This window comes from Mycobacterium sp. IDUB_17 (assembly GCF_055419465.1).
Map to the genome: position 1 here is coordinate 1,020,797 of NZ_JBVAXS010000002.1, position 14,014 is coordinate 1,034,810.

The 14,014-nt window shown below is 66.5% G+C and carries 13 protein-coding genes; 8 read left to right on the forward strand and 5 right to left on the reverse strand.

The genetic code is table 11. The features are described 5' to 3' along the window. The first annotated feature begins 182 nt into the window (after nt 1-182). From ACZYZ7_RS12165 to cax, 4 genes are all read left to right on the forward strand, one after another. Complete coding sequence (locus tag ACZYZ7_RS12165; RefSeq protein ID WP_463741071.1) at nt 183-1,142, forward strand: mechanosensitive ion channel family protein; 960 nt, start codon at nt 183-185, stop codon at nt 1,140-1,142. Nucleotides 1,143-1,216: 74 nt separating this feature from the next. Further along, nucleotides 1,217-1,627: a hypothetical protein gene (locus tag ACZYZ7_RS12170; protein ID WP_463740994.1), complete on the forward strand. Its 411-nt coding sequence runs from the start codon at nt 1,217-1,219 to the stop codon at nt 1,625-1,627. 126 nt (nt 1,628-1,753) lie between these two features. After that, nucleotides 1,754-4,072 carry an esterase-like activity of phytase family protein gene (locus ACZYZ7_RS12175; RefSeq protein WP_463740995.1) on the forward strand — a complete coding sequence of 773 codons (2,319 nt, stop codon included), beginning with the start codon at nt 1,754-1,756 and terminating at the stop codon, nt 4,070-4,072. A 46-nt stretch (nt 4,073-4,118) separates the two neighbouring features. After that, nucleotides 4,119-5,195, forward strand: a complete 1,077-nt coding sequence (cax, locus tag ACZYZ7_RS12180; RefSeq protein WP_463740996.1) for a calcium/proton exchanger — start codon at nt 4,119-4,121, stop codon at nt 5,193-5,195. Between the two features lie 4 nt (nt 5,196-5,199). Here the strand turns inward: cax and ACZYZ7_RS12185 are convergent, their stop codons facing one another. The 3 genes from ACZYZ7_RS12185 to ACZYZ7_RS12195 are packed head-to-tail and all read right to left on the reverse strand — an operon-like array spanning nt 5,200 to nt 7,916. Then, nucleotides 5,200-5,568, reverse strand: a complete 369-nt coding sequence (locus ACZYZ7_RS12185; protein WP_463740997.1) for a hypothetical protein — start codon at nt 5,566-5,568, stop codon at nt 5,200-5,202. A 3-nt stretch (nt 5,569-5,571) separates the two neighbouring features. Next, a complete protein-coding gene (locus tag ACZYZ7_RS12190; protein ID WP_463740998.1) occupies nt 5,572-7,194 on the reverse strand; it encodes a peptide chain release factor 3 in 1,623 nt (540 codons plus the stop codon). Nucleotides 7,195-7,250: 56 nt separating this feature from the next. Continuing rightward, nucleotides 7,251-7,916 carry a hypothetical protein gene (locus tag ACZYZ7_RS12195; RefSeq protein ID WP_463740999.1) on the reverse strand — a complete coding sequence of 222 codons (666 nt, stop codon included), beginning with the start codon at nt 7,914-7,916 and terminating at the stop codon, nt 7,251-7,253. 217 nt (nt 7,917-8,133) lie between these two features. Here ACZYZ7_RS12195 and ACZYZ7_RS12200 point away from each other — a divergent pair, with 217 nt between their 5' ends. After that, a complete protein-coding gene (locus ACZYZ7_RS12200; protein WP_450071338.1) occupies nt 8,134-9,390 on the forward strand; it encodes a L,D-transpeptidase in 1,257 nt (418 codons plus the stop codon). Here the strand turns inward: ACZYZ7_RS12200 and ACZYZ7_RS12205 are convergent. Further along, nucleotides 9,387-9,947: a TetR family transcriptional regulator gene (locus ACZYZ7_RS12205; RefSeq protein ID WP_450071337.1), complete on the reverse strand. Its 561-nt coding sequence runs from the start codon at nt 9,945-9,947 to the stop codon at nt 9,387-9,389. The two genes, ACZYZ7_RS12200 and ACZYZ7_RS12205, sit on opposite strands and share 4 nt — an antisense overlap. Nucleotides 9,948-10,023: 76 nt before the next feature. Between ACZYZ7_RS12205 and ACZYZ7_RS12210 the strand changes: the two genes are divergently transcribed. Next, on the forward strand, nt 10,024-10,905 hold the full coding sequence (locus tag ACZYZ7_RS12210) for an SDR family oxidoreductase (protein WP_463741000.1): 882 nt from the start codon (nt 10,024-10,026) through the stop codon (nt 10,903-10,905). A gap of 10 nt (nt 10,906-10,915) precedes the next feature. On the opposite strand, the gene ACZYZ7_RS12215 is transcribed toward ACZYZ7_RS12210, so the two are convergent. Continuing rightward, the gene (locus tag ACZYZ7_RS12215) at nt 10,916-11,557 is read right to left on the reverse strand and encodes a TetR/AcrR family transcriptional regulator (protein ID WP_450071335.1); all 642 of its coding nucleotides are present in this window, start codon (nt 11,555-11,557) and stop codon (nt 10,916-10,918) included. 180 nt (nt 11,558-11,737) lie between these two features. Between ACZYZ7_RS12215 and ACZYZ7_RS12220 the strand changes: the two genes are divergently transcribed. Together ACZYZ7_RS12220 and ACZYZ7_RS12225 are read left to right on the forward strand one after the other, a co-directional pair. Continuing rightward, a complete protein-coding gene (locus ACZYZ7_RS12220) occupies nt 11,738-13,423 on the forward strand; it encodes a dienelactone hydrolase family protein (protein ID WP_463741001.1) in 1,686 nt (561 codons plus the stop codon). A gap of 79 nt (nt 13,424-13,502) precedes the next feature. After that, entirely contained in the window at nt 13,503-13,937 is a 435-nt protein-coding gene (locus ACZYZ7_RS12225; protein WP_463741002.1) for a hypothetical protein, read from the forward strand. Nucleotides 13,938-14,014: the final 77 nt, after the last annotated feature.

The window sequence follows — 14,014 nt, forward strand, 5'->3', positions numbered from 1 at the left end:
TCGGCACAGCAGCCCGAGTAGACGGTCACCCGCCGAGCTGTTTCGTCGAGCGTGATGTGAGTCTCAACATTAGATTTGCGCGAATTCGCCGCCTACTGAGGCGATTTGCCGACTGTCAAACGTGAGCCGCTCCGCTCATTCGACGGGTGCGTCAGTTCTGTCGTACGGTCGAAAACGTGGAGATGTACAACCAGGCTTTCGAATGGACAGATACCAATCGACATTGGCTGATCGAGGTTCCCATTCGGGTTGTCGCTTACATCGTCGTCGCGTTAATCATTCGATTTTTGCTGCATCGCATGATCGACCGTGCGACCACCGGCCGGACCAAGAAGCCCCGTAGCGGAGAGATCGAGGGGCAAGCCAGGAAACCTCCGCTGCTGCGCTATCTGCGGGACCGGGCCTCGGCGACGGCCAATGGCATCCGAGCGGCCGAACGTCGTCAGCAGCGCGCTCAGACCATCGGGTCGGTCCTGAAGTCCACCACGTCCATCGTGCTGCTGGTGTGGGTGGTGCTGGCGATTTTCAGCGTGCTCGGCGTGAACATCGCGCCGTTCATCGCCTCGGCCGGCGTGGTCGGCCTCGCGATCGGCTTCGGTGCGCAGAACCTGGTGCGCGATTTCGTCAGCGGCGTATTCATGTTGCTGGAGGACCAGTACGGCGTCGGCGACAACGTCGACCTCGGGGAGGTGTCCGGGGAAGTGCAGTCTGTCGGGCTGCGGATCACCACGGTCCGCGACATCGACGGCACGCTCTGGTATGTCCGCAACGGTGAGATCGCCCGCGTCGGGAACATGAGCCAGGACTACGCCGTGGCCCGCGTCGAGGTACCCGTCGCGTTGACCGCTGACGTGGACCGTGCCGAGCAGGTGGCCGTCGAGGCCGCGCACGAGGTGATCGCCGACCCGTCGATGGCCGGGAAGGTCATCGGCGAACCGGAGATGCTCGGTGTGCAGTCGTTGTCGGCGGACCAGCTCACGTTGCGGATGACGCTGAAGACCCGGCCGAACGCGCAATGGTCAGTGCAGCGCAAACTCCGTCGGGAAATTCTGCGCGCCTACGACGAAAACGGCATCGACCTGCCCTACCCGCAGGGTCGCATTCACGCCGTCGTCGGCGGCCGGGATGCTCCTGGCACGTAATTGGCCGGGTTGATCCACCCTTTGACATGCGCATCCAGGTCTCAACGACGGCATAACGGAACTATGCTCCCCGTATGGCTCGGGCCGGTTCGGTGCTGTTGTCGGGAGTCGTGATCGCGGGGTTCACGGGCGTTGTCACCGCGACGGGGGCCCACGCCGAACCAGCGCCGCCATGCGCTTTCACACTGTCACTACCTGCCGTCGTCCACGTTGATGGCGCCGACATGGTCAGCGTGACCGTCGCCCCGGCCGCGTGTGGAGCGCCGGCAGACCCCCGCTTCAGCGTGGCGTGCGTACAGCGTCAGGACAACGCCTCGCCCATCCAGTGCAATCAGGGCAGGGGAGCCCAACCGGCGGAGGTGCTGACGCCCTACCGGCCCGGAGCGACCTACGTGTCAACCGGCCGGGGATGCGGCGGTTGGATCGGCATCGCGGAGATCGCCCCGCAGTGCCAGGTGCTCGGCCCGCTCTCGGCGCCGCTGTAACCGTCGCGGCGGGCGCGTGAACCGGACGGCCGATCCGTCGCCGTTCGTTCACCTGTGGAATCCCTGTCAGTTACCTGTGCCAGGCAGGCTCGGTCGACGCACCGGCACAACTGAAGAGGGTGGCGAATGAAACGGGCGAGAGCGGCTGCGGCAGTGACCACGGTGGCAGCGCTGATCTTGGCGGGCTGCTCCACCGAGGACGAACGGCCCGGCGACGCTACCCCGAAGGCGACGTCGCCGATCGACTGGAACCTGCCCGACGCTGACCGCTACCACCGCACGGCGACGTACCCGGTGTATCTCAATCGGCCGGCCGAGGATCCGGTCGACAGGGAGACCGTCGCCGAGATCTCCACCGTCACCCCCGACGGCAACACCGTCATCTACACCGATGCCGCAGCCAAACGCATCGGCTTCGTCGACATCCACGATCCGGCCAAACCCATTGGTAAAGGCACGCTTTCCCTCGCGGAGCTGGGCCACAAAGATGACCAGCCCACCTCGGTGGCGGCGGTCGGCGAGTTCGTCCTCGTCGTCGTCGACACCACCGGCGGTGACTTCGCGCATCCCACCGGGCGCGTCGACATCGTCCGGACCAGTGACCGCACCCGCGTGCACAGCATTGACCTGGGCGGTCAGCCCGACTCGATCGCCATCAGCCCCGACGGCACCTTCGCTGCGATCGCGATGGAGAACCAGCGCAACGAGGAGTTCACTCCGCCCGGCAAGGAGGAAGGTGACCTGCCCCAGCCGCCGACCGGATTCGTGCAACTCATCGACCTGAAGGGCGCGCCGAACACCTGGACGCCGCGCAAGGTCGACTTCGACTTCGACGTCGACGCCGCACGAAAAGCCGGGCTGGACACTCCCGAGGACCTCGAACCCGAATACGTCAGCATCAACTCCCGCGGCCAGGTCGCGGTGACCCTGCAGGAGAACAACGGCATCGCCGTCATCGACGGCCTGACCGGCAAGGTCACCAAGATCTTCAGCGCCGGAAGCCAATCCGTCCAAGGCATCGACACCAAAGAGGACGGTGCGATCGACCAGACCGGCTCGATCCCCGACACCCCGCGGGAACCGGACGCCATCGGCTGGATCGGCGACGATCACTTCGCCACCGCCAACGAAGGCGACTGGAAGGGCGGCACCCGGGGCTGGACGATCTTCGACGCCCGCACTGGCGAGGTCACCTGGGATGCCGGCAACTCCCTCGAGCAGCTTGCGGTACGCACCGGTCTGCATATCGAAAGCCGGGCCGAGTCCAAGGGGCCCGAGCCGGAAGGCCTGGCCATCACCAACATTGACGGCCACCCCACCGCGCTGATCGCCTCCGAACGCAGCAACTTCGTCGCCGTCTACGACGTCAGTAACCCCAAAGCGCCGGAGTTCCGGCAGATCCTGCCGACCACACCGGGTCCTGAAGGCGTCCTGCCGATCCCGTCGCGCAATCTGCTGGCCATCTCGTCGGAAGCCGATGACGCCGAGAACCACGTGCGAGCCTCAGTCAATCTCTACGGCTACGGCGAATCCTTCGCCGCCGCAGGCAAACCGCACTTTCCGTCCATCGTCTCCGGCGATATCGACGGTGCGCCGATCGGCTGGGGTGCGCTCGGCGCATTGTCGGCGGACCCTCGCGACGAGAACCGGCTCTACACCGCCACGGACATCGCCTACGGCCCGGCCCGCATCCTCGGCGTGGACGTGGCGCAGAAGCCGACCCTGATCGACACCGAACTGCCGATCACCGAAGACGGCAAGCCTGTCACCCTCGACACCGAGGGTCTCTCGGCCCGCCCCGACGGCGGATTCGTCCTGGCGGTGGAAGGCGAAGACGGGCCCGGCAACCAGCTGATCTACGTTGCCGCCGACGGCAAGATTGAGAAGCGGGTGCCGTTGCCCAAAGACATTGCGGCGCAACTCGGGAGCAACGGGTTCGAAGGTGTTGCCGTCGATGGAGATTCGGTCTGGCTCGCGCTGCAGCGCGAGCTCAAGTCCGACCCCAAAGGTGTGGTCCGCATCGGGCGTTACACGCCGGACGGGGACAAGTGGGAATGGTTCGGCTATCAGCTGGACTCCACCAGCGCCAAGGACGACTGGATCGGCATCTCCGAAATCTCGGTCCACGACGGCGAATTGCTGGTGCTCGAACGCGACAAACTGAACGGACCCGAGGCACGGGTGAAGGCGGTGTACCGGGTGGCGATTCCCGACGGTGAAACCGAGGCAGCGGACAAGCCACGCGTCCTGCCGAAGACCTTGGCCCGCAACCTGGTGCCGGATCTGCAGGCCACCAATGGCTATGTGCAGGAGAAGGTCGAGGGCGCCGCGATCGCCGGCAATCAGAATCTGTATGTGGTCACCGACAATGACGGGCTCGACGACGCCAACGGCGAAACCGTGTTTCTGGATCTGGGCCCGGTTGCCGAGGCGCTGAAGGGGTAGCGCCGGTTCGGCCCCTGAGCCCGGCCGACGTGTCATGATGACGCGCATGGGGACGGCGCTCATCCGATCCGACAAGCTGTTGATCTTTGGTGGCCTTGCCATCTGCGTCGTGGCGGGGCTGTCTCATTACGGCGGCTGGCCGCACCTGCTCGCGTTCGCCGTCAGTGCACTGGCCGTGGGTGTACTGGCCTCCCTCGTCGGCCTGGCCGTCGATCAACTCGGAGATCGGTTCGGCCCCGGGGCAACCGGAGTGCTGCAGTCCGCGCTCGGCAACCTGCCGGAGTTGTTCATCTGCATCTTCGCGCTCAAGGCCGGGCTGGTCGACGTGGTGCGGGCCGCGCTGATCGGTTCCATCCTGGCCAACCTGCTCTTGGTACTGGGATTGGCGTTCCTGGTCGGTGGACTGAAGCATGGATCGCAGAAGCTCGGCTCGGCCCAGGTCCGGACCATCCTCGTGCTGATGGTGCTGTCGGTTACTGCCATGGCGATTCCGTCGATCGCCCACGAGGTGCACTCTCCCGCTTCCGAACACGAAGTGTCCTTCTCGATGATCGTGTCGGTCGTCCTGCTGGTGCTATTCGGGCTGTCGTTGCCGTACTCGCTGAGCCGCGACAGGGACAAGACCAGTGAGGCTGTGCCGCAACCGGATAAGGAGCCGCCGCGGTGGCCGGTGGGATTGGCGATCGGCATGCTGGCCATCGCCGGCGGATCGGCGGCGTTCGTATCCGATTGGTTTGTCGCCGCGCTGGAACCGGCGATGGACTCGCTGCACATTTCGCAGGCGTTCGCCGGTCTGGTGATCGTGGCGATCGCGGGCAACGCAGTCGAGAATGTGGTCGGCGTGCAGCTGGCCGCCAAAAACCAGTCCGAGTACGCCTTTTCGATCATCCTGAACAGCCCGATTCAGATCGCCCTGGTGCTGGCCCCGGTGCTCGTGCTGGTGAGTCAGATCTTCGGGCTCGCGTCGTTGACCCTGGTGTTCGGGCCCATGCTGATCGTCGCGCTGCTGGTCGCCGTCGTTCTGGCGGCCATCATCGCTTTCGACGGCGAATCCACGTGGCTGGAAGGCGCGGCACTGATCGCGCTGTACTGCATCATCGCCGCCTCGTTCTGGTGGGGATGACGAATTAGACGGCGAACGCCAACCAGTAGCCGATCGGGATCATCGCGAAATACCCGAGGATTCCGACGGGGATCCCGATCAGCGGCGTCCACTTGCGCCATTCGGCCAGTGCCGCACCCGCGATGGCCAGGACGGTGCCTACCGCCAGACACATCCACGGAATCCACACGAGGACGTTCTCGCCCTTCGCGGACAGTTGGCACACCTTGTCGGTGACACCGTCGTGGCAGGGGTCCGTCGCCATGGCCAGCGGCAGCATCAACACGAAGGCCACTACGAAACCGAAAATGCCCATGACGCTCAGCAACCCGACGAACCACGCCCAGTGCTTCCCGCTGTTGCGGGCGCTGACGGGCGGTGCCGGGTCGGTCATCGACTAGCCCTCCGCAGCCACCAGCGACCCGAGCTTGATGTCGGGGTTGTCGCGCTGGAAACCCTCCAGCCGCCACGGTGTCGAGAACAGCACGAGCATGACGCCGTCACTGCGGGTCAGCACCTCGGCCGACACCTGGCGATTCACAAAGTCGGCGTCTTCGGGGCGGACGACTCGCGCCACCTGATAGGGCAGGTTCTCCAGTGAGATCGGTGCGCTGAGCTCGGTAGCCATCCGGTGGGCGGCCACCTCGAACTGCATCGGCCCGACCGCGGCGAACACCGGTGCCTGCTCACCGCGCTTGTCGGAGCGCAGGACCTGCACGACGCCTTCCTGCTCGAGCTGCTCGATGCCCTTGCGGAACTGCTTGTGCTTGCTGGGATCGGTGCCGCGGGCCACCGCGAAGTGCTCGGGGGAGAAGCTCGGGATCGGCGGGTACACCACCGGGATGTCGCGGTACAGCGTGTCGCCGGGGCGCAGGGCCGCGGCGTTGGCCAGCCCGATCACATCGCCGGGCCAGGCGTCATCGAGCGTCGAGCGCTGCTGGCCGAACACCGACTGCGCGTACTTGGTGACGAACGGCTTGCCGGTGGCGGCGTGGGTGAGCACGTCGCCGCGCTCGAACGTGCCCGAGACCACCCGTGCGTAGGCGATGCGATCGCGGTGTGACGAGTCCATGCCGGCCTGCACCTTGAACACGAACGCGCTGAACGGGGAGTCCACCGCCCGGTGAACCCCCTCGACACCGAGCGAACCGCTCGGCGCCGGGGCCAACTCGACCAGGATGTCCAGCAGCTGGTTCACGCCGAAGTTCAACGCGGCCGAGGTGAACAGCACCGGGGAGGACTCGCCGGACAGGAAGGTCTCGCGGTCGTAGTCGGACCCGTCGATCGACAGCAGCTCGGATTCCTCGACTGCGGTGTCCCAGTCATCCCCGGCGGCAGCGTGGGCGTCGGCGGCCGCGATGTGCTCCTCGGGAGCGGCGGTGGCGCCACCCGCGGTGCGGGTGAACCGGATGAACTTCTCGGCCCGACGGTCCATCACGCCCTTGAAATCGCCGGCGATACCCACCGGCCAGGTCAGGGGAGTGGTGCGCAGCCCGATCCGCTCGTGGATCTCGTCCATCAACTCCAGCGCGTGCCGGCCCGGACGGTCCCACTTGTTGATCACCGTGATGATCGGGATTCCCCGGTGCTTACACACCTGGAACAGCTTGAGGGTCTGCGGCTCAAGGCCTTTTGCGGCGTCGATGAGCATGACCGCGCAGTCCACCGCGGTCAGCACCCGGTAGGTGTCCTCGGAGAAGTCGGCGTGCCCGGGAGTGTCGAGCAGGTTGATCACGCAGTCGCGGTACGGGAACTGCAGCGCCGTCGAGGTGATCGAGATGCCGCGGGCCTTCTCCATCTCCATCCAGTCCGACACCGTGGAGCGCCGGCCTGCCTTGCCGTGGATCGCGCCGGCCTCGGTGATCACCCGGGCGTGCAATGCGAGCGCCTCGGTCAGCGTCGACTTACCGGCGTCGGGGTGGCTGATGACGGCGAAGGTGCGGCGACGGGCCGCTTCGGCGGCGATCCGGGCAGCTTGCGGGGTGTTGGAGGCAGGGGTGGCCAGGGCGTTGTCGGTCATCTCGATTAGCGATGGTATGGGGGTTCGGGTGCAAACCCGTAATCGAGCTCCTCGGGTCAGTTGCCCGCGAACCAGGCGGTCGTCACGGTGTACCGGCGCGGAGGCTCAAACGATGTGCCCCGCGGACCCAACTGGCCGACCTGCACCGCCCACGGTTCCTGCGAGCGGTCGATCGCTGACACCAAGTCCTGGCCGGGATCGATAAGGACCCCTCGCGATATGACCCTCGGATCGCATCCGTACGCGGGGACCAGGCCGTCTCTGCGCCCGCCCCAGTCGATGCCGCCGGAGAGCACGCAGCTCGTTCCGTCCTCGAGGACCAACGCGAACGGCATCGGTGTACCCGGCGGATCCACCGGCGGCAGTGCGCCCGGCGTGGGGAACCGGCGAAGTTCCTTGCGCCAGGGATCCACCGCACACAGCACGGAACCGGGGCTCGGCCAGCACACCTGGGCCAAGGCCTGATTTGGCTCACACGCGTAGATGTCGCCGGCCGTGGCCGCCGGTGACGGGCCCGGGCATGTCGAGAGGTTGGGCGAGGGTTGGCGGTTGATCACGTGGTAGCCGTTGACCGGCTCACCGTTGGCGACGGCCACGACAGTGACGACAGCCGTTGCCCCGGGATCCGCGCCGGCCGGTGCCGGCGACTGCAGAGCGGCAGCGGCCATGACCGTCAACGCAGCCGCACCGCGCGACCAGCCCGAGACCCGTCCGCACATCACGAGAACCTCCTTCGTGACCTGGCTTCACAATCCCCGAACTTTCGAACCGGCGAGGGCGAATCGTCACACCCGCTGACGGTGTTGCCACCGCAGACAACAGCACCATTACGACTCGCCCACAACGGGTAGCCGTTGAGCCGAAGACCAGGCCGTCCGGCTACGATTGGGCCACTGATCGGAACCTCGATCAATATGGCCGTCGCCGAACCACATTGGAGTGAAATTGACGTCTGTTCGCCGTGCCTACCTGGCGGTCGCACTTGCCGTGCTGGCCGTGTCGGGTGGTGTCGTTGTCTCGGCCCTGCCGGACTGCGCCGAGCACTGCCAGACGTTGGCCGCGCCGCCACAGGGCGTGCCGCAGCCCTCGCCCACCGAGCCGGCCAAGTTGACCATCATCCCCAAGCCTGACGCCGAGGTGGACCCGCTGGCCCGGGTCATGGTCACGGCCGATACCGGCACGGTGGCGAGCGTGAAGATGGTCAACGACGCCGGCAAGGAGATCCCCGGCGTCCTCACCCCCGATGCCAGGACCTGGAAGCCGACCACCACGCTCGGCTACGGACGCACCTACACGTTGAAGGTCGACGCACGCGGCCCCGGCGGCATGCCGACCCGCAGGACCACCACCTTCTCCACCCTCACCCCCGGCTACCAGGCCCGCGTCTACCTCAACGGCACCTCGTACGCCTCGCTGCAGGACGGCGCCACCTACGGCGTCGGCATGGTGATCGTCGCCCGCTTCGACGAGCCGGTCACCGACAAGGCCACCGCTGAGAACCGGATGAAGGTGATCACCGAGCCCAAGGCCGTCGGCTCGTGGAACTGGATCGACGACCAGACCGCGCACTGGCGTCCCGAGAAGTACTACGCCCCGGGCACCAAGGTCACCGTCGACGCCGGCATCTACGGCGCCAAGCTCGGCGACGACCTCTACGGCGCGCAGGACGAGAAGGTCTCGTTCACCATCGGAGCCTCGCACGTCACCGTCGCCGACGACACCGACAAGCAGGTCAAGGTCTACGAGAACGGCAAGCTCGTGCGCACCATGCCGACCTCGATGGGCATGGGCGGCACCGAGACCATCGCCGGTACGACGATGAGTTTCTGGACCCCGCGCGGCATCTACACCGTGATGGACAAGGCCAACCCGGTGGTCATGGACTCCTCGACCTACGGTCTGCCGGTCAATTCCCGCCTGGGCTACAAGACGACCATCCCGTGGGCCACCCGCATCAGCATTGACGGCATCTACCTGCACCAGCTCAACGCGACGGTGTGGGCCCAAGGCAACACCAACACCAGTCACGGCTGCCTCAACCTCAACGGCGACAACGCCGAGTGGTTCTACAACTTCTCAGTGCCCGGCGACATCGTCGAGATCCGCAACACCGGCGGCGACCCGCTCAAGCCGACCAACAACGGCGACTGGTCGGTGCCGTGGACCGAATGGGTCAAGGGCAGCGCGCTGCGCTAGGCGGTTAACGCCTTCAAGTCGTTCATCGTCGACGTGACGATCTCGGCCAGCCCGACGCCGGCGCTGTCGTGCACCCATCGGCTGAACGCGACCTTGAACACCGCCATCCCGGTTTCGGCGGCCAAGCGTGCGGCGGCATCGCCGATGCCGCGGCGACGCAGCGCCCCGGCCATCTCGGCGGACAACGTCGCGAGCTTGATCAGTTCGCGCTCCTGAAGCGCGGGGTTGGCGTCGACGACGGACTGCCGGCGCAGGGCATGGCCGCGCCGGCCGTCGAATACCGGGCCGAGTGCGGCCAATGCGCCACCGACCACATCCAGTGGTGACGCCTCGGCCGGGGCGTCGGCGATGGCGGTGACCAAGAGCTCCGTGAGCATGGCCTGTCCGCCGAACAGTGCCTCGCGCTTGTCGGTGAAGTACCGGAAGTACGTGCGCTCGGTCAGCCCGGCCCGCTCGGCGATTTCGGCGACCGTGGTCTGGTCGAACCCGCGCTCGAGGTACAGCTGCAGGGCCGCCTCCTGCAGGCGGTCGCTCGCGTTGGGCTCCCAGCGGCTCATGGATGTGATCCTAGGGAATGTCAGTGACTGTCATCGCGTTCCTGGTGATGACAGTTACTGACATCAGGAGGATTCCATGAAGGTTTTCGTCACGGGTGCATCCGGTTTTGTGGGCGACGCGGTGGTTCGTGATCTCGTTGCCCACGGGCACCACGTGGTCGGCCTGGCGCGCTCCGACGCCTCGGCCGACGCGATCAGTGCGGCCGGAGCCCGCGTCCATCGCGGCGATCTGAACGATCACGACAGCCTGCGCGCCGGCGCCGACGCCAGCGATGGCGTCATCCACCTCGCCTTCCATCACGACTTCGACGACTTCGCCGACGCTGGGGAGCTGGACCGTCGCGCCATCGAGGTGCTCGGCACGACCCTCGCGGGCTCGGACCGCCCGCTGGTGGTCACCTCCGGCGTGGCGGGTCACAGCGCCGGCCGCGTACTGACCGAGAACGACGCGTTTCAACCCGGTCTGCCCCGGCACTCCGAGCCTGCGGTGCTGGCCTTCGCCGACAAGGGTGTGCGGGCCTCGATCGTGCGCCTGTCACCGACGACGCACGGAGAGGGTGATCACGGATTCGTGCCACGGCTGATCCAAGTCGCCCGGGAGAAAGGCGTCTCGGCCTACATAGGTGAGGGCGCCAACCGGTGGCCGGCCGTGCACCGCCTCGACGCGGCCCCACTGTTCCGGCTGGCCGTCGAGCGGGCGCCTTCTGGGACAGTCCTGCATGCGGTGGCCGAGGAGGGTGTTGCGGGCCGCGACATCGCCACTGCCATCGGCCGCCACCTCGGACTGCCGGTGACCACGGTCCCGCTTGAGCACGCCTTCGAACACTTCGGGTGGATCGGCGGCATGTTCGCACTCGACGTCCCGGCATCCAGTGCGCTGACCCGGCAACGGTTCAGCTGGCGGCCATCCGGAGTGGGCCTGGTCGAGGATCTCGACCGCGGGCACTACTTCGCATGAGCGGCGCTACTCAGAACACCCGACGCGGCGGTGGTGGCTTCTTCACGATGGCGGGCAGGATGAACGTCTCGATGTAGCCCCGCGCCACCACCGGGTCGTTGCGTACCGGCACAGCGTTCACCAGGAAGCTCAGCGCGGTCGCAATGATGAACTGCGCCAGATCGTTCGGGTGCACACCGGGTCGGAACTGGGTGGCGTCGTCGGCGATGATTCCCTCGACGGTGGCGGTCACCAGTTCGGTCAGTTCCGAGTCCTTGGCGATCAACGAAGCGATCGTGCCGTCGGCAGTCTGGTCGGCGATGGTGTTGAGCAGCGGATCGGCGACCAGTTCGGTGGCCACGATGACCATGCTCTCGGTCAGAAGCTCGATCGGCCTGGCGTTCTCGGGGATGCGCATCAGGATCGAGGCCATGTGCCGCTGCGTGGTGCGTTGCACCATCGCCGCGATCAACTCGTTGCGGTTGGCGAACTGACGGTAGATGGCGGTACGCGAATAGCCGGCCTCGCGGGCGATGACCTCCATGGTCGAGGCCCGGTAGCCGCGCGTGGTGAACAGGTGCTCGGCGGCATCCATCAGCACTTCGCGAGCCTGCTCGGCGCTGTTGCCGCCGCCCACCGGGCGCCCGCGGGGTCGGCGTTCTGGTGCTGACAATCGACTGTCCTGCTCGGCGGCGTAATCGGAGTTTCAGTATGCCGGACGGGGCACCGCGGCTTCCGCAGCATTAAAGAAACATTTCTACCAATTTGTTCTATTTCGGTCCGGGCGGTCGCTGCCGCCGGTTAGCGTGCGGGCGTGATCAAACGGGGGATTGCAATCAAAGCGGTGCCGGCGATGGGGTGGGTCGTGTTGGTGGCCGCCCTGTGGATGGGGTTGATCGCGGCCACGGTTACGACGGCGCACGCCGATCCTGGCGGCGGGAAATCAACGACGCAGTCCGCCAACGACTCTGACAAATCGTCGACGCGACGCGACGAGCCCGCACGCTTCGGCCTGCGCAAGGACAAGCTGCGCCGGGCCGACGCGAAGGATGTCGACGCGAAGGCTGACGACGTGTCGCCGCGGGAGCGCCTGCGCCTGTCTCTGCCGAGACCGCTGTCCAAGGCGGTCGACGGCATCGAGACCGGAACCCGGACCGCGCAATCACTTCCGAGGTCCAAGCCCACCACGAAACGTGTAGTGCCGAAGGTGCCCGAAGCCGCCAACGCCACCGCAGCCGAGCACGCCGCACCAGACATCGCCGACGCGATCGACGCCATCACCCACCCCGTTGATGCGAAGGCGCCGCTCGTGCAGGTGAACACGGTCGTCGACCACGTCGCTGTGCAGAGTCGCACCGTGCTCGCCGACATCACTGACCGGGCGTCGAACACTCAGACCTCGCGACCGATCGCCCAACTGGCCGCGGCCATCAGCACTCCCGCGATCGAGCAGAGATTGGTACCGCTGGTCAACATCGTCGGCTCATTGGTGTTCAACGTGGTCGGCGCTGCGCTGCAGGTGTTCTCGGGCCCGCCGGTGCTCCCGCCGGGCAGCGCCGTCACCGTCCGCAGCTCGACGCTGGACATGCCGGGTACCAACCAAACGGTGCGGGCCGACTGGTACTTCCCCGAGGACCCGGACTCGGCCACCGGTGTCATCTATCTACAACACGGGTTCATGGCCACCGGCCCGATGTACAGCTACACCGCGGCATACCTGGCCGAGGAGACCAACAGCATCGTCGTCGTACCGACATTGTCGTCAAACCTGTTCGACCCCAGCGGCGATTGGATCGGCGGAGAACCGATGCAGCAGTCCGTCGCCGACCTGTTCGCCGGCGACCGGACCGAACTGACCGCGAGCGCCAGTGCGGCGGCCGGCCACCCCGTCACGCTGCCGTCCAAGTTCGTCCTGGTCGGCCATTCCCTGGGCGGGATGCTGGTGACCGGCGCCGCCGGACGCATGGTCGACAACGGCGCGGTCGACGACCTGGCCGGGGTGGTGCTGCTCGACGCGGTGGACACCCACAACGACATGCCCGAGGCGCTGGACGACCTGAGCGGCGCCAATTACCGCCCGGTGCTGCTCATTTCATCCGAACGGTATGTGTGGAATCGCAACGGCACCGTCGGGGACGAACTGCAGGCCGCCCGGCCCGGGCAGTTCAATTGCGTGATGCTGGTCGGTGGGCGGCACATCGACGGCATGCAGGGCGGCAACGTCATCTTGCAGTTCGCGGAGTACCTCATCGCCGGCTTCTCGCAACCGCAGAACACCGCGGCGATCAAGGCGATTGCCGCCGGCTGGATCAACGACATGTACGACGGCACCGACGACGGCATCGGCGGTGAACCACAGCAGAGCATCGACATCCCGACCTCGTCAGGCACCGCCACCGCGGTGGTGCTGCCGTTCACCTCGACCGAGCCGGTGCAGGCGACACCGTGGGACGGGCTGGTCGGGCCGATCCTGGATGCCCTGTTCCAGTACGCGGTGTACGAACCGCTGGCCGGACAGTCTGTTCCGATGACCGTCTGACGAACGAAAACCGGTGCCTGCCGCCCCACGATTCGGCCCATATCCTGGTGAGGACGCCAAACCGGGGGGTGCCGTGGCCGTGGACGAGACGCCGCCAGAGGAATACCCGCACGAGTGGGTCGACCGGTACGGGCCCCAGGCGTATGTACCCCAGGGTTATATGCCCCAGGGGTATGTCCCGCCCACGTCGGCGGCCCAGCGCAACTACCAGGCCGTGCTGGCCATCCGCTGTTTCGCCGGGTTGATCGGCGCCGGCGCCGCGGCGCTGTGGGCTCTCATCGTCTTCGCGATGCTGAGTTCGGCCTTCGACACGGACCCGGCCACCGATCCGCACGGCTACGGGATCGTCTTCGGCGTCCTCATCTCCGTGCCACTGAGCCTTTTCTCGGCCCTGGTTTTGCCGTTCGCCGCACCCAGAAACCGATGGGGGCGCGCCTTCGCCATCTCGTTGCTGGCCCTCGTGGCCCTCAACGCGCTGGTGTTCTCGGCGTTGAGCGTCTCGGGTGCCGGATAGCGCCGCGCTCGAGTTCGCTGGCATCCGCTGAACAAGGCATATACCAAGCTCAGCTATACATTTTGCCGCGAAATCGT

Coding starts and splice junctions, on each gene's coding strand:
- ACZYZ7_RS12165 (WP_463741071.1), top strand. CDS start 183: ATGTACAACCAGGCTTTCGAATGGACAGATACCAATCGACATTGGCTG.
- ACZYZ7_RS12170 (WP_463740994.1), top strand. CDS start 1,217: ATGGCTCGGGCCGGTTCGGTGCTGTTGTCGGGAGTCGTGATCGCGGGG.
- ACZYZ7_RS12175 (WP_463740995.1), top strand. CDS start 1,754: ATGAAACGGGCGAGAGCGGCTGCGGCAGTGACCACGGTGGCAGCGCTG.
- cax (WP_463740996.1), top strand. CDS start 4,119: ATGGGGACGGCGCTCATCCGATCCGACAAGCTGTTGATCTTTGGTGGC.
- ACZYZ7_RS12185 (WP_463740997.1), bottom strand. CDS start 5,568: ATGACCGACCCGGCACCGCCCGTCAGCGCCCGCAACAGCGGGAAGCAC.
- ACZYZ7_RS12190 (WP_463740998.1), bottom strand. CDS start 7,194: ATGACCGACAACGCCCTGGCCACCCCTGCCTCCAACACCCCGCAAGCT.
- ACZYZ7_RS12205 (WP_450071337.1), bottom strand. CDS start 9,947: ATGAGCCGCTGGGAGCCCAACGCGAGCGACCGCCTGCAGGAGGCGGCC.
- ACZYZ7_RS12210 (WP_463741000.1), top strand. CDS start 10,024: ATGAAGGTTTTCGTCACGGGTGCATCCGGTTTTGTGGGCGACGCGGTG.
- ACZYZ7_RS12220 (WP_463741001.1), top strand. CDS start 11,738: ATGGGGTGGGTCGTGTTGGTGGCCGCCCTGTGGATGGGGTTGATCGCG.